The sequence below is a fragment of the Hominisplanchenecus murintestinalis genome (assembly GCF_943193015.1).
In the GTDB taxonomy this organism is placed as follows: Bacteria; Bacillota; Clostridia; order Lachnospirales; family Lachnospiraceae; genus Hominisplanchenecus_A; species Hominisplanchenecus_A murintestinalis.
In genome coordinates, this window is record NZ_CALPCM010000008.1 from 79,135 (window position 1) to 102,982 (window position 23,848).

A 23,848-nucleotide genomic window follows, 5' to 3' on the forward strand; every position below is an offset into this window, starting at 1 on the left:
TATTCACCGAATCAAAAAACTGCCAGCTCTGCAGCAGAAGATGGGATTTAGACTTTCCGAAATCGGAAAAATTACCGTTGACTGCCAGAAAAAGCATTTTTAAGTTCATCCCGGAGATACTCATACCTCTCCCACTTCTCTTCTTTCGCGAAATGCACTTCACGAAACTGCTCCGGATTGTTTTCGTAATCCAGCGCTTCATCCCCAAACTGTTCACTGGTCAAATCAAACACACAGTCACCCACCGTATTGTAACAATGGTAGTTTCCGCCTTCCCGGGGTATCCCGTACACTTTCCCGCCAAAAATATCCTGTGCGAGAAATGCTGTAATAGAGCACTGCCCAAGCGTCCTATTCTCCTCGCTCCAGCTTCCGCGCATTCTCGGAGCACAAGTGTACTCACACCAGATACCAGAAAGCGCATCATATAAATCACGCGGCGTCCGGATTCCCTCATATTCATCTGTAACTGCCTGTACGTTCGCCTGTTCCCAGCCGTAAAATTTGTAATCCATATCCTCTGCTCCTCTTTCTTTCAGCCTCATTTTATCCGGGACTTATTTATTATCTCTAATCGCAATAATATTTTTATTTTACTGTTCCTATTATAATACGCAGTATCAAAAAGTGTAAAGCTCACCCTTCTGGATTCATGCAAATACTCTTACACTGGCAGACTATCCCTCACACACAGCGCCCCATCCCCCGCGTATGTCAAGTTAATGTCACAAACTTTTTTTACTTTTCCCACGTGAAAACCGCTGAAACCCGTATAACTTCGTGGGGAGTACGGTTCGCTAATGCTAAGTTAGGGCAAAATTGACGGTGAATTAGTGTCAAGTAAAAAGTCTGTCACGGATACTTTGTATATTGCAACCTTCGTTCTCTTCTTCCAGGTTTACACAAAATAACTACCTGATTATTTTTTACTCATAATCCTGTATACAAAAATCTACTACTCTTTCCACGGAATGTGGTATATCGGCTTCTCGCATTGATTTATCAAGTTTCTCTTTTTGAACAATCCACCTTTGCATATATGGCTGATTACTATGATATCGATTTCCCATACCACTTCTACTTCCACCGTAATGCTCAAACCATCCTATCTGTTCTCCGCATTCATCGAGCAATTTCATACAGTTTGCTCCCACTTCAATATGCCATCCAAGAGCCAAAAGTGCCGTTTTACTTAAACCGCACATAATATTACTATGCTTAAAACTTTCTATTCCATTATGATGTATAGAAATATTAAAATGTTTTTTCTCCAAAAAGTCTTCTCTCATTTGCAAAATTAACCTTGAATTCCTTTCATATGTATAAGCAGCATATTCGGGCTTCATCCCAGAAATATTCAAGTATGTTAGCATAAAAGCCATCAGCTCCTGTTTATAGGTATAGTCAACAACGCCTCCTGCAATAACCATATGGTCATTCGATACTCCCGCTTCTAGCAATTCCTTAATTTTTGATTTTTGAACATCCTCTCCCAATTTCTGGAACCCATCCACTTGATCAAATAATACTCCATTATTTCCAACCCAATGGCATGGTGTGATCAATAAAGTATATGGTTCTGACGCTGACAAGACAATTCGTGCTAATTCATTTTCTACTCCATCCCATCTGCCAGATTCCCAGTCCTTATAAAGCACACGAAAGAAAGCCTTATTTACCTTATCAAGAACAACTCTGCAACTGGAAAAAGACCTATTAAGCTTTATTAATTCCGGAAGTTCTGATAAATCACTTGCATAATCTGCTGTTCTTTCTTCCAAATCGTCAAAATCTGTGCCAAAACATTTTTCAAGTCTCTCTTTCATTTCCAAAACACAATCATAGCTATTAATCCAAGGGGTGTTTCTTTTTGTCTTTATCAATTTCTTAAATCCTTGCTCAGAAATTTCATTAAAAAAATCCTTTTTTTCAATAAAATATCCATCAAATCGATCCGACCACAATGTCTCTAACATAATATTTGCATACAACGCCACATTAAAATCATCATCTTTACAGTGCCGTTTTATAATCTCATATAGTGAATTCCGACTTCCATAATCCAAATACCATAATAGCTCATACAACATCATCAACCATTCTTTTGCTCTATAATGATACTCTTCCCAATCGTCTTCAATATTTTTAAGATACTTGGCATCAGATCGAAGCAACGCAAATAAACCTGTTAGAGCTATATAAGCAGCATCTGCATCTTCTGACAGAATAAGTATTTTTAATATTTGATAAAAAAGTGATTCTACATTATCTACCTTATTCCAATGAATTAACTGACAATAGTCATATTCTTGCTGTATCTCCGGTTCCTTAAAATGTCCTACGGCTGTCATCCAGCTTCTCTGCATTTTAATAACTTCCTCTAATCCAGCCTTGCAATAGGCTTCTCCCTGATGATGTATTTTCCAACAAACAAGTTCCGGCAAATCTAATTCCAGATAATAATGATCCCTCCCTAATATATTTTTTAAATATTCACAAATTATCTGATCCGAAATCTCTGCCTCTGATTTGTTGACCAAATACTCTAAAAAACTGTTGTGTTGTATACTTGAAGTTTCTTTTTCAAACTCATGTATCAACAATTCATTTAGTACTTCTTCAGGCATTTCATTCCTGCGTATTAATATCTCGATACTATTCTTTAACTCTGACTGATTTATACTATCATCATTCACGAGATATTGCTTAACCACTTCAATGGATATAGCATTTATTGGCTCTGCCTTTTTAGCGTCACACCATCTATCTGGAATAATGTACTTAATCGGGTCGGAAACCAAATCAATATATGCCGCACCATATTCCCTGATTCTATCAAACACAGAATTATTTGCAGTTCTTTCTGCACATAATTCTATTGCTCTCTGAAGGGAATGAATCGCCGCGTGATTGTCTTCACTTCTCCAATCAAGAAGTCCCATACCGATCGCCCACATAGAAAGCAATTCTGATTCTTTTAATTGTGCTTTTTTCAGAAAGCCAATTAAACCATCTACAAAATAGGTGGGTTGCTCAAATCCTTGTGCCAAGTAGTGATTATCCTGTAGTAATTCTTTAATTTTAGAATATCCTCCACTGAACAGATCCGCAAATATTTTACAATTTAGGGTATATTCGAGACGATTATCTCCTACAAGTTCCATTTTATCCGATATATCTTTCACAGTTCTTGCATATTCGTAAATATATTTATCATCATATTCAACAAGTTTATTGTACCACCTCAATAAATAATCTGCGGAGTACTCTTTATGTGATGCATATCCAATGACTGACCAACTCGCCCTTTTTAATGCATTGGACATATCAATCAAATTACAGATATCATACTTTTCTTTAACAACGCAAAAATCTTGAATAATCCTATTTCTATTACCTATACTTTCCTTCCAAACTAATCCATCATCGGACAACCATTCATTAAACCAATCCGTTATTCTCTCTTTGTCATTTTGATAATAAAAAATACCTGCTTCCAGTAATTGATTAACAGGGTTCGTTGAAAACACTGTCTCACATATATCATCTACAATCTTTCTAAAAATATGTGATTCACACCTTGACAATATAATATAAGCTTTCATTATATATGGGCATAAACCAATCGTCTCAAAATCTCTGTCATTCGGTTTCCATTTCTTAATAAACAATGCTGTCATAAGTTGCTTCAAATCAGCTGCATTTTCTAACAATTCTGTCCCTGTATGTTTTGCACATAACCATTTACCAATAAGGCAAATATTATTAAAATACATTCCAAAATAGGCGCGATTACTATGCTGATGCTTTTCCATATATCGCTCAGTTATTGCAGATACAATCGATGTCCGTGATGTAGGTTGCAAATATGCCGCAACAATAGCATATATACTATAATAAGTCATCAAATTTTCATATTGATGATCAGGTAATTCTATATCTTTTATTTGACCCCAAATTTTTTCCTTGTATTCTGGCATCCATCGTTTGGGAGCTGATACAATCTGCATAAATATAGACAGTAATATACCCATATCACCTTTAAACAGCCTATCGTGAAGAACATTTTCCACTCTTTTTATATCATCGTATCGGTTTTTATCTATTAATCGTTTTACTCCCACAATAAGAGGCTCTATAAAAACAACCTCCAATGAGCTTACCGCATTTTGAAGTTGTTGTCCTGACAGGAACACAAAAAAATTCTCTATCAAAGCCATAACAAAATGACGCGAAAAATGTTCATCAATATCAAACAAATTTCTCGTTCCCTGTAAAATCGATACCTCTCCCGAATGACATATACACTCCGCTAAATTACTTGCTATACTTTGAAGATCAGGAGATAGGAAGTTTTTGTCTTTATTTCGAGGTTCTAGACATGCATATATCTGAAGAATATTCATTTTAGAAAACCAGTTTTTAAATAAAGCTGTAGCACGACTTGACTCTCCGTGAACATATAATTTTTTTGTCAACGCTATAACTGTCTCTAGTATATCGATATTCCACAAAGACTCAGATTGCACATAACACTCATAGGGATGGATATTTAGTGGTGCCAAACTTTTTCTGAAATTTGTATCCTCAATTTCATAACTGCTTTTTTCAATTTGATCAATCGTCATATAACCAAAAGCCAGACATCTCATATACTCCCAATTTATTGGTTGACCAGATATTATATACTCTAGAATGTCTTGTGATATCTCCCGCAACTCATTTATCTCAACTCCATGAACATAAGCTGAAATAATATAATCCGCAGAATAGACCTTTGTAAATTCATTTTCTCGTCCAGCCAATTTCAAGTAGCGGATAATATCACTATAATAGGCACGGCTCTTTTCTTTCAAATTCAGATAATAATCGCAAAGTCCAGAATAGACTTCCTGAACATTGTCCATATCCCGACCTATAATACCAGATAAATATACCCTAACATCGTTATGTAGAATGGTATAGTTGTCATCGTTTGCTATCAGCAAAGGACTTAAAGCCTTTAACACATTATTCCACCCTGATACAGATATGTGCTCATGTGGAAATACCTCAGATAACTTTACTGCATTAATTGGTTCATTAAAAAATGCAAATACTCCTGCCATTTTATAATCCACAAACGGAACTTTCATATTTCTTTTTGCATCGTCCCATATAGTTTTATAATACTCTTGAATATTTCCTCCAAGTTTTCTATTTTGCAGCTGTTTTTCTAATTCTACTGGGTCTGGATGTTGAATAGCTTCGTGTACAGCAAAAATTGTTGCAAGTGTATTTCCTTGGGCATACTTATCAATAAGTCGTGTTAATTGTTGTTGATAAATTAAAGTTTTTTCTGGAAACTTACTTTTTACCAATTCCAAAATGTCATCTATTTGTAATGGCGGCACAAATATTTCCTTTAGGTTGTCCGATTTTTCATACAACCATAAAGGATAGTTTTTATAAGCTTCTTTAGGCTGTCCGGCTAAAAGAATTTTAACATTGCTCGGAACATATTCTGGATTCGGAAGTGATGCCAAAAAGGTTTCTGATGTGTATCCCGCTCTTGCAGCATGATCAATACCATCGATAGCTATAACAAATATACTATTATTATCTACTGCATATTTAGATGCTATTTTAAAAAATTGCTCTCTCATTTCCTCCAGTGTCATAAATCCATTAACAACTGGAACTTCATACTTTTTCAATTGTCCTTTTAATAATCTTCTTAGTTGACTAAACAATTCATTCCAAAAAGTTTCTTTTTTAACCCGTTTAGACACATCCATTGGAAGATATTCTTTCATTGGATCAATCGGCTCATATGCATAATAACGAATATTTACGATACTACTCCTTTTACCACTGATTTTACTTACAATATTTGTCTTTCCCGTTCCTGGAATTCCAGACAAAAAAACCACTCGGCTATTGCCATTCTTCAACTCTATTTCTAAATCATCTACTAAAGTATCTCTACTTGTGAAAAATGGTTCTGCTGCAATAAGATCATGATTGTAAGAAATCATATCCTCATCCAACGCAAGCTCCGTATATACATCTTCTATCGTAACACATGAACTATTTCTACCAGAGGTTGTCCATCCTCTTAATGCATGATCCAGTTTTGCCAACAATAATTCTGCTATATTTCTTTTTGTATGAAATACCGCCTGCAATCTTTGTAACAAATCCTCTTTAATTTCTTCCAGTCCTATTTGATTTGCTTCTATTTCTAAACATTTCAAAAATAGCAATTTATCTTCTGCTTTTTCAATATAATTTAGCTGCTCTTTCCATTCATTCCATGCCGCTTCATATTCAGGAAACTCCAATTCATCGAATGTTTCTGCATATATTATTTTAGATTTTAACTCTTCCAGAAATAGCTTTAATGCCGGCCGTTTAATTTCCTTTTCTTTTCCCGCAGAAGAAACTTTTATTCCCGGTTTTCTATTTGTAGACAAACATACTCTTGTTTTCTGATAGTTATTTTTTTCAGCAATCCATGATTGTGCAAGTTCACCCAATAATGAATATCTATGACTGACATCCTCAGAAGTATTATTAATCGAAACAAGATCGCCAAATGTTAATGTATTGTCTGATCGTGTATGTTTTACTTGAACAAATAGCTTTTCTCCACCTTCATAGGTTACCACCACGTCATCCAATCCCAATTTAACATTAGCTTGTAATTCCACACATTTTATATTATTATCAGGATTAAGCATATCAATAATATATTGTTGTCCAACAGACCACTCATACCAATATGGATCTCCCATCCCTGGTTTTGTTTTTGCTGAATATTTCATATAACCCTCTCCAAGCTGAATTATAATTAAGTGCCATATTCGTATATCACTTTTCCACAATCAATTTTATCTGTTCCGCCGCTTTAAGAACATTCAACTGATACTCTGCAATCTCTTGCAAAATCTGAAATCTTTCTGTCTTATTTCTGCCCTCACGGATCATTTGCGCATTATGAGTTTCCAGGTTGGATAAAACTGTAAGTTCGTTAATTGACGCGAAGTCTCTCACATTATTCTTTTTTGCCAATTCAGGATTTTCATCCCGCCATGCTTTCGCGGTAAATCCGAATAATGCAACATTCAAAACATCTGCTTCCTCTGCATATGCCAACCACTCTAAGTTTTCTTTATAATTTCCTGATGGGATCAAATAATTTTTTACCGCATCTGTTTGAATCAAATAATTATTTTTGGACAAAAATCTTTTTGCATCCCATTCAATTTTCTCTGCATCATTCTCCGCTTCTTTCAGCCTTTGAAATTCTTTGATCAAATATAGTTTAAAAACAGGGCTGATCGCCGAAGCAAATTCAAATGCAATATCCTTATGTGCATACGTTCCTCCATATTTTCCACGTTTCACAAATAATCCTATCGCTTCTGTCTTTTCAATCCATTCCGAAACACTTAGTACAAATGTATGTAAACCTGCTTCGCTTTTAAAGTGGTCGAATTCGACCACTTTAAAAGCAGGATTATAGATCTGTTCCCATGTACCCAAAAATTCCAATGTCGCTCTATTTCGCATCCAGTTTTTGACAACATCTGCTCCTCTGGACTCGCCAACTTTGGCTTTTGCAATATCAGTTATACAGATATAATCGTCAAAATTTTCCTCTGAAACAGTAATATTGATATTTTGCACCACAATTACTTTATTTCTTCTCATCCTTTTTCTCCCACACTGTACTAATCAAAATCTTATTTTTTATGTAAAAGTATATATGTTACCTCTGTTTCTTCAACCTTTTTCGAACATAGGTTCTTTTAATCGCTTCATGAATTTTTTAGTGAGAAAAAATCATCATTTATATTTAGCTTAATTAACTGTCAATTCAGCATCAAAACAATGTATAATAAGCACTTTATTTGACACCATACATCACAAAATAAAGCGCTTATTATCCCAAAAAACTACTCTATTCTACCCCGGCAGACTATTTTCGACACACAGCGCCCCATACCCCACCTGCGGATTCGGATACTCTGTAAATCCCGGAAGCTCCCTCGCCCCGCGCCTTAAATACGCCTTCACCTTCTCCCCATACAGAAACGCGTCGTTTCCCTCTACAATTCCCCACTGCATAAGCATCGCCGCCGCTCCCGTCGCAAAGGGCACTGCGAATGACGTCCCGGTCATGGGCTGATATCCTCCCCCCGGCACAGTAGTCATGATTCCTACGCCCGGTGCTGCCAGGTCTGGCTTGACAAAATGCTCCCCTCTGGTGTACCCCCTCCCGGAAAATGGCGCGTATGTCATTAGGCGCGAATCATACGCCCCCACAGAAATTAATTTCCTGGAACTGGACGGAAGGGTAAGCGTCGTATCTGGTGTTGGCTGATAAAAGCGGCTGCCAAGATTAAGGCTGCCCTCGGAAGGAAGCCACATATCAAAGTTTCCATCTACGATTTTCCTTGGTACCAGGCGCACCCTCCAGATACCGCTGTCCAAATATTCACGTTTTGGTATAAAATCAAAATATATTTCCTGAGATGTACTGTACGGACCGGGTTTTCCATAGTAAATTAATATCTCTGTCTCTCCCATTTGATAGCGCTGTGAACCCAGCGTTTCCTGTAGCGGCCCCACGCGCTCCCCCGATGGATGAACCAGATAAATCTCCATTTCATCCACATAAGATTTCCAGAGCTGTATGTTAAAAGACAATTCGCCTGGAGCTACACCTATCTGTGCTTCCTGTACCTCACCATTTATAAGTCTGCCTGATGTATGCCCTGCTGCCGCCCCCTCATTCCCGGTTCCTGCCAAAATCGTTGTTTTCCATATATTTGCCATGTCATCCAGATAAGTTTCCAGCAAGCTGCTGCCATCATGCCCTCCATATACCGTCCCAAAACTCAGATTAATTGCAACAGGCTTTCGAAATTCTCTGGCCTTTCGAATTACATAATCCACTGCCTGCATCATCTCCGTAGTCCTTGGAAAAGAATTAGGCCTCGGCAGACCAAGCTTTACCACTAAAATGTCACTCTCGGAAGCTACGCCCCGATATTGCCCTTCTGAAGCACGCCCATTTCCCGCCGCAATCCCCAGCACCCCGGTTCCATGCCCGTTTATATCGCGTGACGGCACCAAACGGTATCTCTCCTGTGTCGTTGGAGCCTCCAGCGCCGCATTAATCTGCTCCCGGGTAAACTCTGCACCAATGCGAAATCCTTCTGGCGGCGTCCCTGATGCCGTCTGATCCCAAAGCGCTAAAATCCGGGTAGTTCCATCCTCCCTGCGGAAGTCAGGATGGGCGTAATCTACTCCGGAATCCAGCACCGCTACAATGATTCCCTGACCTCTCAGGTTATACTGGGCAGTCTGCAGCACATTAATGCAAGATGCCGCCCGCCCTTGATTAACGGAAAACACTAATCGCTTGGGCTTTTCTACATATTCGATTTCCGGCTGTGCTGCTATTTCGTCAATGCGTGATTCCGGAAGATTCATAATTGCATATTCATTCGATAACTCTGTGATACGGACTTCCTCATCCTCCAGACGCAGAATATTTCCATTATATTTTACAATAATATCCCATCTCTGATCCTCTTCATCATACCCTATCATTAATTCCGGAGATTTTCGCCTCTCCTCTGCTGTTGCGCCCAGCGCAAGATTCAGAAGATTCTCTATTTTCTGGTCATCTGCCATTTCCTGTACCTGCTTCGTACTTTTCCTTTCAGCATATGCAGAAACTATGCGGCAGATACACCCAGCCTGACATCTGCCCTATAACTTTTCAACGCACTTACAAATGCCATTAGTTTTCAGGAATCTTATCACTAACTGATTCTTTCTAGCATAAAGTTATAGTAAGGACACAAAACGGGACTGGTAAAATGAACATTCAAACAGAACTCAGCAAAACTTCCGTACGCTATCTGGAACAATACCATAAAATACTGGAAGATATGATTTGCGGAATGCATGATGCCGAATTGACAGACAGCATTTCTCACAATTTCATAGTGCAAATGATTCCCCACCACAAAGCCGCGATTGAAATGTCCGTCTCTCTCCTGAAATACACCACATGGATACCACTGCAGAATATTGCAGAAAACATTATCATGGAGCAACGGCGGGGCGTTGCCAATATGACTGCTATCTTGGAAAACTGCTGCCAATATGAAAATACAGAACCTGAGCAATATTCCTATCTCCAATGCTTCCGTCAAATCGCTACCAACATGTTTTACCGGATGGAAAATGCATGCGAAGACAACAGCATTAATGGAAATTTTATTCGGGAAATGATCCCCCATCACGAAGGCGCTATCCAAATGGCAGAAAACGCTTTAAACTTTCCCCTCTGCCCGGAACTGGTACCAATTCTCCAGTCCATCATTACTTCACAGCGCGCAGAAGTCCGGGAAATGCAGCGGCTGGAATGCATTCTCTGTCGCTGCTCCTCCCCAAATTAATTTTTTAAAGAATTACAGATGGCATTTGCTTTTTCATAAATCTCCTCCGGCTCCGTACCAATAGAGAATTTCCCATCTTCATATAAAATCTTCCCATTTACCATAGTCAGCTTCACGTTCTGTCTGCAGCCACTGTACACCACATTCTTAGTAATGTTGTTCAGGGGCTGCATATTGGGCTGATGTAAATCAATCAGAATCATATCTGCCTTTTTTCCGGACTCAAGCGTATCGCAGTCATTCAATCCCATAGCCTTTGCTCCTCCCACTGTTGCCATAAAAAGCACCTCATTTGCATCCACCACCGAGGCATCTTTTTCCCGGTATTTGGCAAGCGCCGTCACCAGAAACATTTCCCGAAACATGTCCAGACAATTATTGCTCGCAGGCCCATCTGTTCCGATAGCAATAGGAATTCCCTTTGCTGACATATCACGAATCGGTGCAATACCGCTGGCCAGTTTTAAATTCGAAGCCGGATTCGTCACCGCATACATCCCACGCTCTTTCAAAATTTCCATATCCCTCTCCGTCATATAGACACAGTGAAATCCTCCGCCTCCATGTTTGAACATGCCAAGACTGTCCAAATACTCTACAGGCGTCATCCGGTTCCGCTCCAGGCATTGCTTCACTTCACCTTCCGTCTCTGCCAAATGTGTATAAACAGGAGCCTGATATTTCTCTGCCAATGCCGCAATCCCCTCCAAAATCTCCCTGGAAGTGGTGTACTCTGCATGAAACCCTAATCGGCAGCCTATCAGCTCATGAATGCCATTATATTTTTGATACCATCCTTCCATCTCTTCCACAGATTGGCTGAAATCATTTACAGCCCCACAGATAACTGTGCGAAAACCACAATCTACTGATGCCTGAACCATAGTATCCGGCGTTAGGTACATATCAAAATTTGCAGTAATTCCGCTGGTAAGATACTCCATAATTGCCAATTTGCTCAAATGATAAATATGCTCTGGCGTCAGTTTCGCTTCCATAGGAAAAACCTGCTGGTTCAGCCATTCAAAAAGAGGCATATCGTCCGCATAAGAACGCAGAAACGTCATCGCTGAATGCGTATGTGCATTCTTAAAGCCCGGCATCAGCAGATTTCCCTGCACATCAATCTCTCTATCCCATAAAAGAGATTCCTGCACTCCCGCATTTCCCACGTACACGACCTCACTGCCAGACACCCACAGCTCTCCCTCGCAAATCTCAAAACCATCTGCCATTGTCAAAATCTTCGCATTATAGAAACGTATATTCATATGTAAGTCCGCCTTTCCAAAAAATTTCGGTGTACACGTATGTGCCTGTCTTTTTTACAGTATAGCGCAGATATGCCCAAAGCACCACCCTTTGCAAGAATAAAAGGCGGCGCTTGAGAAGATACTCATTTTATTTGTGGATATTTATCTTTTCCATTAACTCCAGAAACTCTGATTCCGTACCCTTAAATTCACCATGTTCATCCATTATCTTTTCATATTCAGGTTTTGGAATTGTATACCAGGTACCTTCATATATTACATCAAATCTTGCATCATTAGATGGAAAGTTTAACACTCCCAACTCATATCCATGGTTACTTCCTTCAGTATTTATTTTCTTTCTTACTTCCGCTCTAACCCCTTCCTTCTGAACTAGAATATCCGGATTCTTTATAATAGCAATTAAGGATTCTTTCAATTCACTGCTATTATTACTTTTATTTATTGCTTCTGTCATAAAAAACTTTTCATCATATGATAACTTTTCTATCCATGCCTTACTTTCTTCATCGGAAAAAAACATGTTCAAAAAAGCCGGAGTAAATATAGTAAAATTATCGTAGATATAGATATTATTACTTCCAACCTTCCTTGTATATTGGAATGTAATATTTTCACTATTTTCCTCTGATTCCGTTTCCCCAGAGCTTCCCGGCTGTATCACCTCGGGTTTTGTTTCCGGTTGTTGAATATCCTGACCTGGTTTCGGCCTCACCGGCTTTTCTGGCGTCACAACAGGCGGTGTGTTGCCTGTCATTTTTTTTGAACTCCTAACTTTTACCGTACACTTTAATGTTCTGCCATTTATTTTTATTCTTATAACAGATTTCCCAATCTTTACAGCTTTTATCTTAACCGAGTTTTTTCTTTTACTGATGATTTTTACTGCTTTTCCTTTCACTTTCCAGGTATACTTTTTTGTTCGTTTTGATGCTCCAGATACTTTCAGTATCGTTGATTTTCCCTTTTGTAACGTAATAGAAGTCTTATTTAGTTTTGGCTTTTTCGCCTCAATCTGCAACGGATTTATCATCCCCAGCGAACATGCAAATGCAAAAATGATTATAATGACCTTCATAAAATTCTTTTTCTTATTCACATTTATCCCTCCAAAATTATTCATATTATCTATATTCATAGTATATAATAACTATTTAAAAATGTAAATATATGCAAGGTGTCGAATAAGCTTTAAAGTAACAGTTCAGCCTACGGCTTCACTGTTACGGAATCCAGTCCATTTAAAGTTTGCTGTTCGCAAAGGGCTGGATTCTCTGGTTGAATTTATGCATTCTCACGGACTTTGCAGCAAGTGCAAAGTCCTGGGCTGAACTGTTACGCTTTAAATCAACTTGCGTCAGACGCAATGAAAGAACTGCGAATATCCTCTGCTATTTCGCTTTTCTACGTTTTAAATACATCCATCCCACACTAGCGATAGCCGCCCACATCAAACCAAGATATCCCAGGATATTTGTTCTATCTTCTGTTCTTGGAGAAACCGATGTTTTTTTCACCGATTCCTTTTCTTCATTTTTTGTTATACTTACTGTCTGATTCTCATCCTCCAGGTCTGCATGGGAAGCAATAAGCCTTTCCTTATAATACAATTCCTCAAAGACAACGATACTCTTACCCTCCATCTTAGACGCGTCAAACATAAACTCTACTTCCACTTCTCCATTCTTTTTCTCTGCCTGAAAACTTCTGGAGACCGACACTTTTTCTCCCCCTGCTTTTAGCGGATTCCCCGTCTCTTTATCCATAAGTATTCCTTTTATCGTATAACGTTTGCCTGGAATTAAACCGGAATATTTTATTGTATCTGTTACCGTCACCTGCTTTTCCAGATGTACAGTCTGACTCCCTGAGGCTTTATCGACTGCGAAAGTTTCTATCTTAATGTCTACAAAACGGATTGTTTGCCCTTCATCTTTTAAATCTTTATGCGCCGCAATCTCCCGTTCATCTAAAAACAAAGTTTCAAATACAACTACCTCTTTTCCTTTCAGTATAGATGAATTAAAAGTGAATTCCACCTTCACTTTTCCCTCAGACGTATCCGCAGTAAATACTGTTTCTGCCTGCACTGCCGACATATCGCTCAAAATCTTTTTACCTGTCTTTTTATCCACCAACACACCCAATAATTTATACTCTTTTCCAGGTATCAAATTTTTATAATGTACCGTATCAGTTATGGATGTAGTTTCGTTTGCAAACGCCTCACGAATTCCCGTTTCATTATCTACAACTGTAGTTCCTATATCCGGCTTATGAAATTTCACACTCTGTCCAACATCATTGATATCCGCATGGACTCCTATTTCTTTTCCATTCTGGTACATAGTTTCAAACGCCACCACAGACTTTCCATTCCATAAATCCGAATCAAAAACAAACTTCACAAGTACGCTTCCTTCCCGGGTTTCTGGTGTAAACCTCGTTGTGCTTTCTACCTTTCTTCCGTTCATCAGCAATGGTTTCCCCGTTTCCTTATCCATAAGGATTCCTGTAAGCGTATATTCTCTTCCCGGAATCAGCCCGGTATATGACACCGTGTCCATAAGGGTCGTCGCTTTGTTCACAATCCCTTCGTGCCCTTCTGTTTCATCGTCTGTCAGCTCTGTTTTGAACTTTACATCTGTAAAATACACTTCCTGGTTTTCATCCTGAATATCCGCATGGGAAGCAATTTCCCTCTCTTTATAGTATAAAGTTTCAAAAACTACTGTTGTCACATCCTCTAATGTTCTGGAATCTAACGTATAAGAAAGATTCACCATTCCGTCTGGTTTCTCTGGCGTAAATTCGACTTCTGCCTCTACCTGTTCCTCATTTACAAGCAACGGCCGCCCCGTGCCTTTATCCATCAGTACGCCTTTTAATTTATAGCTCTGTCCCGGAATCAAATCTTTGTAAGCCACTTCATCGTTGAGAATCACTTTCTCTTCTAATGGCGCATAATGTTTTCCTGTATTTTTATCTGTCGCCGTTGTGGAAATCTCCTGAGCGCAAAATCTTATCGTCTGTCCTGTATCTTCAATGTCTGCATGGGCTCCTACATGAAACTTTTCCAGATACAAATCTTCAAATACCACTATAGATTTCCCTTTCAGCAAGCTCGAATCAAATGTAAACGATAAGTCTACAGTCCCGCTTCCATATCGGGCATCTGAAGAGCCATGAAGCGTTGAGCTAAAACCCTCATCTGTGCCCCCGACTGTAATTGTCTTATCTGCCGTAACCTTACTCCCGCCTGCATCCAGCAAAGGTTCGCCTGTTTCCTTTACCACAAGATACCCCTTAAATGTATACTCCTTCCCAATTTCCAGATTTGCATACTCTATGGTATCTACAATTGTCGTCGTCTCATTTACAAATGCTTTATTCTCCAATGTCTCACTATCTGCGGCTGTTGTCTTCAGTTTTGGCTCTTCTTTTGTTTCATTTTCCTTTACTCCAATATCTTTTACTACAGAATCCTCTTCAATCGTAACTTCAAACGGCTCCAACATAAATTTATCCTTATTGTTCTCACAAAGCAGTTCTTCAATCACATAGGTATCGTACAATAATGCTCCTTTCTCATCATCCAGCGCCCCCAGTTCGCCAAACCATATACCATCCTCTGGCTCTTCTCCTCTGTTCGTATTGTTACTATGTGTTTTTGAAGTATCTAGTATGCCCTCACTATCTGTCACTATCACATGGGATTCCCCTGTTGTTTTTGAAGTGATTCTAAAGGATACATCAGAAAGAGTTTTTCCATCATCACCAATTTTTAGCATTTTAAAGTCACCACGGCAAGGTTCTTCTTTTACGATTTTTGTATTCGTTGCAACTACTGCTTTATTATTCTCATCCATCCGTATTTGCTGAACATAAACAGTATCATCTATCAAATATCCCTCTGGTGCTTTTGTCTCCTGAACAGAGACTGTACCTACTGGCATGATTACATCATTCATCCCATCTTTGTAAACATCATCCCCCCTAATTGGTGTCATATGAGATATACTGATATACCCTTTTTCATCCGTCTCATATACCCAAGTTCTAGCTGGTTTAAGTAACCTTGCGCTAGACAATTCTTCTTTCGTATAATACCCTGCATAATATTTTACTGTATATTCAGCCCCCTCCAATGCTGCTCCGCCCTGTGGACTATTCACATTTGTTTCAGAATCATCTTTTGTCAACAAAATTTTAATTGGGTCATTCCCCGGACTATCCACCGCCCTTATCGTCGTGACTTTCCCCCTCTCTACCACAAACGGTATCGGTTCCCGGCTTATCAAAAACCCTTCCGGTGCCTCTGTCTCTACCGCATAATAATATCCCACCGGAAGCGTAACTGTATTTGACGCCCCATCTGCCTTTGTGCGCAGCGTCCCCACCTCTGTACCTCCGGTATTTGCAGCGGTAGGAGATGCTTTCCGGTATAGTTTATAGACGGCATTCTCCAGAGAGTAACACGGATTACCCTCTGAAACGGCAGGCAGGGAAGATACTTTTACAACTCTCCCATCGCCTGTATCCAATTCATTCGGGATACCCTGTGTTTCTGAACCGATATAATCATGCTCTGTCGCATCCACTGCGTTCGGAGCATTGATATTTGCTTTATTTGTATTCGAATAAACAGCTTTTCCTTCTTCTGTGACATAAAATGAATAGACAGTCGTAGAAACTTTATAACCAACCTTCGATGTAACCGCCGCCGAGCCCGGATTCTCTCTGAGGTAATATACTTTTCCCACAAACAGATTTGGTATCGTGGTATATTCTCCTGCGAGCGGCATAGATACCACGTTTCCGGTAAATCCCCCATTGTCTGAAACCTGCACGCTGAAATCTTTCCAGTCCAGCCCTACGCTTGTTGGATTGAAACCGATAATTGTTTTCCCTACTCTTGTGCTTGCCAATACCGGGGAATCTCCGATCGTGACCATATCATCCCCTCCATCCAGACTGTAATCTCCTTTCGCATTCAGCATCAGAACCTTCCCATCTCCGTATACCGTGAATGCTTTATAAAAGTAATGCGAACCTTCAGGTACTCCTGCCGTCCCGTCATATCCCATATTCAGCCCTTCCGGGGAGCGGCGCTCAAATACGATATAATAATCCTTTGTTCCTGATTTAATGGGGATTTTTTCTGTCCTTCCGTCTGCTCCTGTAGCATAAGCGCCGACCATTTTAAAGTAATCGCTGTTTGGATTCGGAGATTTCTCGCCCGGTTTTGCATTATCTTTAGACATGAGCTTTACGACTTCCGGCAGTATCTTTTTGCAGGCGTCTTTTGAGGTGATCCCCGCCCACCATTCGCTGTCTGTTTTTGAACTTGTATTCATCCTCTGAGCAATTTTTTCCAGACCTTTCTGGTTTACTTTATATACCCGGAAGTTTGCCCCGGCTTTTCCGGCTGTAGTCGTGCATCCCAGAATATCCCGTACGCTTCCCCCATTTTTGATACTTTTTTCAAAGGAAATATCCGTAGGCCCCGGTGTATATGTGCTGATTTGCATATATCCTTCCGTCGTCTGCCCACGTCCCCCATTTGCCGCCCACAGCCGGAACGTATAAGTTGCCGTAGTGTCTGTAGTTTCTATATCAATGCACCGGATATACGCCTCGTTAGCCCCCAGCCCGCTATGTCCTCCGTCAGCCCCTGATATTCCCGAAAGGCTGGTAACGCCCGTGCAGCGCATATATATGTTTCCCCCGGCATCGACTCCTGCATTTGTGTAGCGCGCGCCCTCTGGTTTTGGAACTCCGAACAGACTGCATACTTTATCAACAGTTGGTCTTTTGATTGTCCATGTTCCATTTCCCCATACAGCACTTTCACCTGTTGCGGGTCTCTTCTGGTACATTGTCGGCTGGGAACCCAGATACGCAAAGTTCAAGCCCGTAAGCTTTTTTGTTGAAATCGTATTAAATGATCCCGACGCCCGTGCCAGCATCCGCGGCACAGCTTTCTCCCCAAATCGGATAGTCACTGTGCCCTTCTTCTCTTCCATATCCGAAGCGTCAAAGGAAAGGAACACAAAACCGCCGACGCCCTCCATGCTCCGTAAAATCCGATACTCGACGCCGTTGGGAACCTTCGCTTCCAGGTACTCCGCATGGTCGCCATAAGCTTGTGCATATACCCAGACCCTTTCACCGTCTGCTTCACCCAGCTCCACTTCACAGCTATCCGCAAAAGATTTCCTGACTCCCTCTCCACGGCTGACACTTTCAAAGTCCGAAATGCCGTAATACATCCATGCCTCTGCCTTCCCCTCAATCTTAAAAGAAAGCGTTTTCGATGCTTTTTTTTCCGTTGTTTCAGACATTGGCTCGGCTGCCTTTATTTCCGGACGTTTTATGGTTCCCTCGGGTGCGGCGCTCTTGACTTCCGAATCCCCTGTCGTTTCTCCGGATTCCATAGTTTTGATTCCCGGCGTTTCTGTGCCATTCTCCGATTCTGCGCCTTTTATCCCCGGTCGTTCTGTACCGTTCTCCGATTCCTCACATTTTATCCCCGGCGTTCCTGTACCATTCTCTGATTCTGCCTCTTTTATCCCCGGCTGTTCTGTACTGTTCTTCTCCGCTTCCGTCCCTTTTTCCCCCGGCAATTCTGTACCGTTCTCCGATTCCTCACATTTTATCTCCGGTAGTTCTCTATCGCCCTCCGGTTCCACCCCTTTTATCCCTGGCAGTTCTGTATTGCCTTCCGATTCTGTCTTTTTTATCCCTGAAGACTCTGTATCGCCCTTCGATTCCGCATATTTTATCTCCGGTGACCCTGTAACTCGCTCAAAGTTGGCTTTCTCTATCTGCGGCCTTTTCCCTCCCTTCCCTGACGCATCTGCTTTCTTCTGTGCCGTTTTTAATTCCATGTTCTGCCCCCGTCCAATTCGGAACTTCCGTTTTTCTTCTGCTATACGTCCTGTCTCATTTTCCCGTACCGCTACGCTCTCTTTTCCCGCAATCCCGTTAATCGACACAAAGACAGCTGCCAGTGCCAATACCAGCACAAAAATAAGCAATGCCTTTCCTCTGTTTCCTACGCCTGTTTTCCTCATGGTTCCGTCCTCCCATTCCGTATAAATTTAAAGTTACTCTCCGCCATATGTTTTAGGCTAATGGACTTCGTCAAAGAGCCTGACATCCTGCTGCAATCTGGCAAAACGTCAAACTTACAGCACCCAAAACCCAAACTCCGGCTGTCAAAAATCATACGCTTGAAGAACGTTTTTTTATAATGGAAAATCGTTGTAACATTCTCTATCTGTTAAAGGGTAAATCATAGATATAACAAAAGAACTTACAGAAATACTGATTAAGATTTCATGAAATAAAATTTGAAAATATTTTTAACGTACTCCAAAAACGTACATCTCTGTATTCTTAAGATATCACACTCACAACACTTTTTCAAGGTTTTATTTTGTATTTTTTAATCTCTTATTATCTATTTGCTTTGTAATTCCTGCGCCGTCACAAATTTCCTTGTAAATGCATGTCCGGGATGATATGATGAAGTCAAAGCCCCCGCGGCAAGCAACGGGCATCAAACTTGAAGCGCCCCAAGGGGCGGGGTATTTGATCCTCGCGGCAGTCGCCAAATGCCTGCAGGCAGTCACTTGGCTCGTTGCTCGCGGGAATAGATTATCAGCCGTTATGATCCGGCATTTTTAAAGGAGGTAAACCGCATGTACGCAGAAAAGGCGGGAATGATTATACAGGAAGTGAAACGGGCGGTCATCGGAAAGGATGACTGTATCTATAAAGTGATGATGGCGATGCTGGCAGGCGGGCACATCCTGCTCGAAGATATTCCAGGCGTAGGAAAAACCACGATGGCGCTTGCATTTTCGAAAGCCTGCGCCCTGCAGCAGAACAGGGTACAGTTTACGCCGGATGTGCTGCCCTCTGACATTACAGGTTTTTCGATTTACAGAAAAGAAACGGGCATTTTTGAATACCGTCCAGGCGCCGCTATGTGCAACCTTTTCCTTGCAGATGAAATCAACCGTACCTCCCCCAAAACCCAGTCGGCGTTTCTGGAGGTTATGGAGGAGGGACACGTAACTGTAGACGGAATCACCAGGGATGTCCCGAAGCCTTTCATGGTCATCGCTACCCAGAATCCCGTTGGTTCCGCCGGAACGCAGATGCTTCTGGAATCACAGCTCGACCGGTTTATGATCTGCCTGTCTATGGGCTACCCAAATGTGGAAAATGAAATTGCCATCTTAAAGGGGCGTGACAGCGGAAACCCAATTTCCGATATCCTGCCCATCATCCGGGGCGAAGAGCTCCTGCTGATGCAGAAAGAAACAGAGCAGGTATTTATCCATGACCGGATTTTTACTTATATGGCGGAACTGGCGGCGGCAACCAGAACTCACCCCATGCTGGAACTTGGGCTCAGTCCCAGAGGTACCCTCGCCCTTGCTAAAATGTCAAAAGCCGCGGCATTTTTAAATGGCCGAAATTATGTAACCCCTGCGGATGTAGTTTTTATATTTAAAGATGTGGCTCTGCACAGAATCCGCCTAAGCTCCAAAGCGAGAGTGAGCCGTGTAACCGCCGACGCCGTGGCCGACAGCGTCCTGGAACAGGTGGACAGGCCTACTCCAAAGAGGCTCTAACTATGAAACGGATTATTTTTTACATCGGAATTGTCCTGCTGACTGTCTACGTGGAAATCATGTACGAGAATTTCTACGGCACTACTCTTCTGGCTTTCGAAATCCTGCTGTTTGCAGCCATGTTCCTGCTATCCTGGTATCTGAAGCGAAAAGTTTCTGCGAGGCTGGAAGCCAGGATACCCGCAGCTTCCAGGGATGAAGAAGCCAAAATAACTCTGAAACTAAAAAACCGTGGAATTCTCCCGGTAACGAAAATCCGTTTTCAGATAGAAGCGCGCCACACATGGACATCCCAAAGCGAAAAACTTCCAGTCGCAGCGAGCATCCCCGCACGGAAAGAAAGCGCTGCCTTCTGCATGGCATACGCCGAACACTGCGGCCGCTACTATTTTCATGGGACGCGCGGAAAGGTCTTTGACTATCTGGGACTATTTTCCCGTAAAATCTCCTGCGAGGGAGATACTTTTATAAACGTGCTTCCCGGATTTTACCAGATGGACGTTGAAGTTAGCGGACGCACCCGGAATTTTCCGGTAGACGGAAACGAATACGATCCGCACCGGAGCGGGGATGACCCTTCGGAAATTTTTCAAATCAGGGAATTCCGGGACGGAGACACCCTGCAGCGCGTGCATTGGAAACTGAGCGCGAAGGCAGATGAACTGATGACAAAGGAACTCAGCCGCCCAGTCGGGTGCAGTGTCCTTGTCCTGATAGATTTCCATACAAATAAAATCGAAAAAGACCTTCTCCTGAAAGCGAACGGCATATTTGAGCTGGCAGCCGCCGTATCTTTTTCTCTGCAGCAGGCGAACGTGTACCATTATGCAGCATGGTACGATAAAACGCAGGACTGCGTGTGCCGGAGCTGTGTGCAGAGTGAGGAACAGGTCTATGAAATGGCTGACCGCCTTCTGGGGGCTGTCCCTTACACACAGGAACTTGACTTGTCAGAAGCCTGCCGGATGGAATATCCGGGAGAACATTTCGGAAGCATTCTGCGGATAGATATGCGCCCCTCTGTTTCCGTAAACGGCACGGAAATCATGGCGCTTCAAACGGAGAATCTGGAAGCGCAGATTTCCGGCTGCCGCCTGGAAGTATAAACCAGGAAATAAGTGGGGCTATCGAAAAATGTGATTTGTCCACAATATATTGTGCATTATGTAGAAAATTATAACAATATATTGTATATATGCAGTCATTTCCCGACAGTCCCGAATCAGGCTTCCAACTCCGCCAAGATGGCACAAGCATGTGCTTCAGAAAGGGGAACTTATGAAAAAGAAAACGACAGGAATCAAACTGATACAGCCAGAACACGAAGCCGGGCTTGGAGAGCGCGTCCTCGGGCTTTCCGTTCTGCTGATTTATTTCTATCTTGGTCTTTTTGGCTGTGTATTCGGCTTTCTCAGCGTGTTTAAAATTCCCTGTGATTTTGCTTTGCTGTCTGCCGCCCTTCTTCTGATGGGACTCTTTTTTGCCGTTGTCTGCCTGGCCGGAAGATATACAAAACTGCTGACTATTCTGACATGCCTGGTTTATGCATGGCTTATCTACAAAAATTTTGATTTGCTCCTGGAGGGCGGAAGCGTAGCGGAAGAAGTGATCTATCGGGTAATCAGCGCATACCAGACCGGGGGCGTCGCCAAGACGAGGGATATCATGCCCGGCGCCAGAGAGGCGTTTGTCTTTCTGCTGACCGTGATTTTTCCCTGGGCAGCTATCCTGTTCTCCGGCTTTTTGCTCCGCGGAGGCCGCATGTTTGCCTTTGTAAGCATGACAGCCGTTGTCAGCGCTTCCCTCGCAGTCGGAAAAATCCCTGATTTTCTCCCCCTCTGTATGATGATCGGCTGCTTTTCCGGGGCGCTTGCTACCGATGGTTTAAGCCAGGCCAAAGGGCAGAGCGCAGGCGTATTCTTCCTTACCGCCCTCCTCGCCCTGCTGATGGCGGGAGGCTCTTATTTCGTTGCGCCGTCTCTGGAACCGTATTTTTCCGACGCGCCGCAGATAAGAAAGAAACTGCAAAGCACCTCTGTCATCCAGGAAATCAACCGCTGGTTTTCGGACTGGAACAGCACCTGGGCTACATCAGGAATTGGAAACGGTGAATTGGGCAATGCGGACTTTGTATCTGACCAAAACAAGGATGTACTGAGGGTAACGCTGGACGAGAAGCCGGACGATATGGTTTATTTAAGATGCTACACTGGAGCGGAATACACGGGCGATAAATGGGAAGCGGCTGAAGATGCGCTGGAAGAAACCGTATATCAGAGCGCCCTTGACAGCCTGGATTCCAGTCTGTATACCGACTCCCCTATCAGACATACCTTGACGGTAGAGCCACAGGATGATGCGGGCGATTACGCATACCGCCCCTATCTCTCCAGACCTGCCCAAAAAACAGAAGACTCCCTGTTATACACCTGCTATTTCAGAGACCAGCTAAACGAACGGTATTATACATCCTTGCCACTCAACGCAGAGGAAGAACTGAAATATTCTGGTTTTGTTTACCAGAACTACACATCCTATCCCGAGGAACGCCTGGGAAGGCTGCGGGACTTATGTAACTCCTACCAGCCCCAGGATTTTCTGGATCTGCGCAATTTTATCATAAACTATCTGCACAAAAATGCCACATACAACCTGAGCATAGGGCATTTTCCTGAAGATAAAGATTTCGCAGAGTATTTCCTGTTTGAAAAGCATGAAGGCTATTGTGTACACTTTGCCACTGCAGCGACGCTGATGTTCCGCATGTACGGCGTCCCCTCGCGCTACGTCACAGGCTATGTAGTCCCCAGGGACTCTTTCCGCAAAAACGGAAAGGAATACCGTGCATGGGTAAAAGACAGCCAGGCACACGCCTGGACAGAAATCTATCTGTCCGGCCAGGGCTGGGTTCCGGTAGAAGTCACGCCGGGCTATTCCCAGGCGTCTATGGATGAAAATGAAACCGACAGGAACATAAATAACCAAAATCAGCCGATGACCAGGCCGCAGAATGAAAGCAACACAAACGCTGGAAAAGACCGGAACAGCAACTCACTCTCTGCTGTTTCTGTCTGGATCTTGTGTATGCTCCTGCTTTCGGCGCTGGCTGTATTCGCTGTCTGCCAGAGACGGCGCCTGCTTCTCAAACGGCGTCGGCAGACGGATGTACGTGAGATTTTCTGCGATATCTGCAAATTGATGTCCCTCGCAGGCTTCCAGGAGGACGCAGACTGCCAGGATGAAACATTTGCAGCGGGTATGCTAAAAAGCTTCCCGTGGCTCGAACAGGACTCTGTCTTGAAACTTTTAGATCTGGCGGTGCGGGCAAACTTCGACTGCAAGCCTATGACAAAAGAAGAGCGGGGATTTGCCTGGGATATGTACCGGGGATTTTGTATGCATATATATCCCGGTCTCCCGCTTCCCAAGAAAGCGCTATTTAAATTCCTATATGTCTTTGCGTAAA

The 23,848-nt window shown here is 42.1% G+C and carries 11 protein-coding genes; 4 read left to right on the forward strand and 7 right to left on the reverse strand.

The features are described from left to right. Positions 1-71: 71 nt before the first annotated feature. The 4 genes from NFR99_RS05100 to NFR99_RS05115 form a co-directional block, all read right to left on the reverse strand. Entirely contained in the window at positions 72-515 is a 444-nt protein-coding gene (locus NFR99_RS05100; RefSeq protein WP_251353045.1) for a YunG family protein, read from the reverse strand. A 411-nt stretch (positions 516-926) separates the two neighbouring features. Further along, positions 927-6,806, reverse strand: a complete 5,880-nt coding sequence (locus NFR99_RS05105) for a P-loop NTPase family protein (protein ID WP_135975332.1) — start codon at positions 6,804-6,806, stop codon at positions 927-929. A gap of 46 nt (positions 6,807-6,852) precedes the next feature. Continuing rightward, positions 6,853-7,695 carry a KilA-N domain-containing protein gene (locus tag NFR99_RS05110; protein ID WP_120480803.1) on the reverse strand — a complete coding sequence of 281 codons (843 nt, stop codon included), beginning with the start codon at positions 7,693-7,695 and terminating at the stop codon, positions 6,853-6,855. Between the two features lie 255 nt (positions 7,696-7,950). Continuing rightward, positions 7,951-9,687 carry a S8 family peptidase gene (locus tag NFR99_RS05115; RefSeq protein ID WP_251353047.1) on the reverse strand — a complete coding sequence of 579 codons (1,737 nt, stop codon included), beginning with the start codon at positions 9,685-9,687 and terminating at the stop codon, positions 7,951-7,953. 188 nt (positions 9,688-9,875) lie between these two features. On the opposite strand from NFR99_RS05115, the gene NFR99_RS05120 reads away from it, so the two are divergent. Next, positions 9,876-10,460: a DUF305 domain-containing protein gene (locus NFR99_RS05120; RefSeq protein ID WP_251353050.1), complete on the forward strand. Its 585-nt coding sequence runs from the start codon at positions 9,876-9,878 to the stop codon at positions 10,458-10,460. On the opposite strand, the gene NFR99_RS05125 is transcribed toward NFR99_RS05120, so the two are convergent. The 3 genes from NFR99_RS05125 to NFR99_RS05135 form a co-directional block, all read right to left on the reverse strand. Continuing rightward, a complete protein-coding gene (locus tag NFR99_RS05125; protein WP_251353052.1) occupies positions 10,457-11,731 on the reverse strand; it encodes an amidohydrolase in 1,275 nt (424 codons plus the stop codon). The genes NFR99_RS05120 and NFR99_RS05125 overlap by 4 nt on opposite strands. A 130-nt stretch (positions 11,732-11,861) precedes the next feature. Next, positions 11,862-12,833 (reverse strand): Ig-like domain-containing protein, encoded by a 972-nt coding sequence (locus NFR99_RS05130; RefSeq protein WP_251353054.1) that lies wholly within the window; start codon positions 12,831-12,833, stop codon positions 11,862-11,864. 292 nt (positions 12,834-13,125) lie between these two features. Continuing rightward, complete coding sequence (locus tag NFR99_RS05135; RefSeq protein ID WP_251353056.1) at positions 13,126-18,810, reverse strand: VaFE repeat-containing surface-anchored protein; 5,685 nt, start codon at positions 18,808-18,810, stop codon at positions 13,126-13,128. A 630-nt stretch (positions 18,811-19,440) separates the two neighbouring features. Here NFR99_RS05135 and NFR99_RS05140 point away from each other — a divergent pair. From NFR99_RS05140 to NFR99_RS05150, 3 genes are all read left to right on the forward strand, one after another. Then, positions 19,441-20,382 carry an AAA family ATPase gene (locus tag NFR99_RS05140; RefSeq protein ID WP_251353058.1) on the forward strand — a complete coding sequence of 314 codons (942 nt, stop codon included), beginning with the start codon at positions 19,441-19,443 and terminating at the stop codon, positions 20,380-20,382. Positions 20,383-20,384: 2 nt separating this feature from the next. Then, positions 20,385-21,488 carry a DUF58 domain-containing protein gene (locus NFR99_RS05145; RefSeq protein ID WP_135975324.1) on the forward strand — a complete coding sequence of 368 codons (1,104 nt, stop codon included), beginning with the start codon at positions 20,385-20,387 and terminating at the stop codon, positions 21,486-21,488. Positions 21,489-21,660: 172 nt separating this feature from the next. Continuing rightward, on the forward strand, positions 21,661-23,847 hold the full coding sequence (locus NFR99_RS05150) for a transglutaminase-like domain-containing protein (RefSeq protein ID WP_251353060.1): 2,187 nt from the start codon (positions 21,661-21,663) through the stop codon (positions 23,845-23,847). Position 23,848 lies beyond the last annotated feature (1 nt).

Coding starts and splice junctions, on each gene's coding strand:
- NFR99_RS05100 (WP_251353045.1), bottom strand. CDS start 515: ATGGATTACAAATTTTACGGCTGGGAACAGGCGAACGTACAGGCAGTT.
- NFR99_RS05105 (WP_135975332.1), bottom strand. CDS start 6,806: ATGAAATATTCAGCAAAAACAAAACCAGGGATGGGAGATCCATATTGG.
- NFR99_RS05110 (WP_120480803.1), bottom strand. CDS start 7,695: ATGAGAAGAAATAAAGTAATTGTGGTGCAAAATATCAATATTACTGTT.
- NFR99_RS05115 (WP_251353047.1), bottom strand. CDS start 9,687: ATGGCAGATGACCAGAAAATAGAGAATCTTCTGAATCTTGCGCTGGGC.
- NFR99_RS05120 (WP_251353050.1), top strand. CDS start 9,876: ATGAACATTCAAACAGAACTCAGCAAAACTTCCGTACGCTATCTGGAA.
- NFR99_RS05125 (WP_251353052.1), bottom strand. CDS start 11,731: ATGAATATACGTTTCTATAATGCGAAGATTTTGACAATGGCAGATGGT.
- NFR99_RS05135 (WP_251353056.1), bottom strand. CDS start 18,810: ATGAGGAAAACAGGCGTAGGAAACAGAGGAAAGGCATTGCTTATTTTT.
- NFR99_RS05140 (WP_251353058.1), top strand. CDS start 19,441: ATGTACGCAGAAAAGGCGGGAATGATTATACAGGAAGTGAAACGGGCG.
- NFR99_RS05145 (WP_135975324.1), top strand. CDS start 20,385: ATGAAACGGATTATTTTTTACATCGGAATTGTCCTGCTGACTGTCTAC.
- NFR99_RS05150 (WP_251353060.1), top strand. CDS start 21,661: ATGAAAAAGAAAACGACAGGAATCAAACTGATACAGCCAGAACACGAA.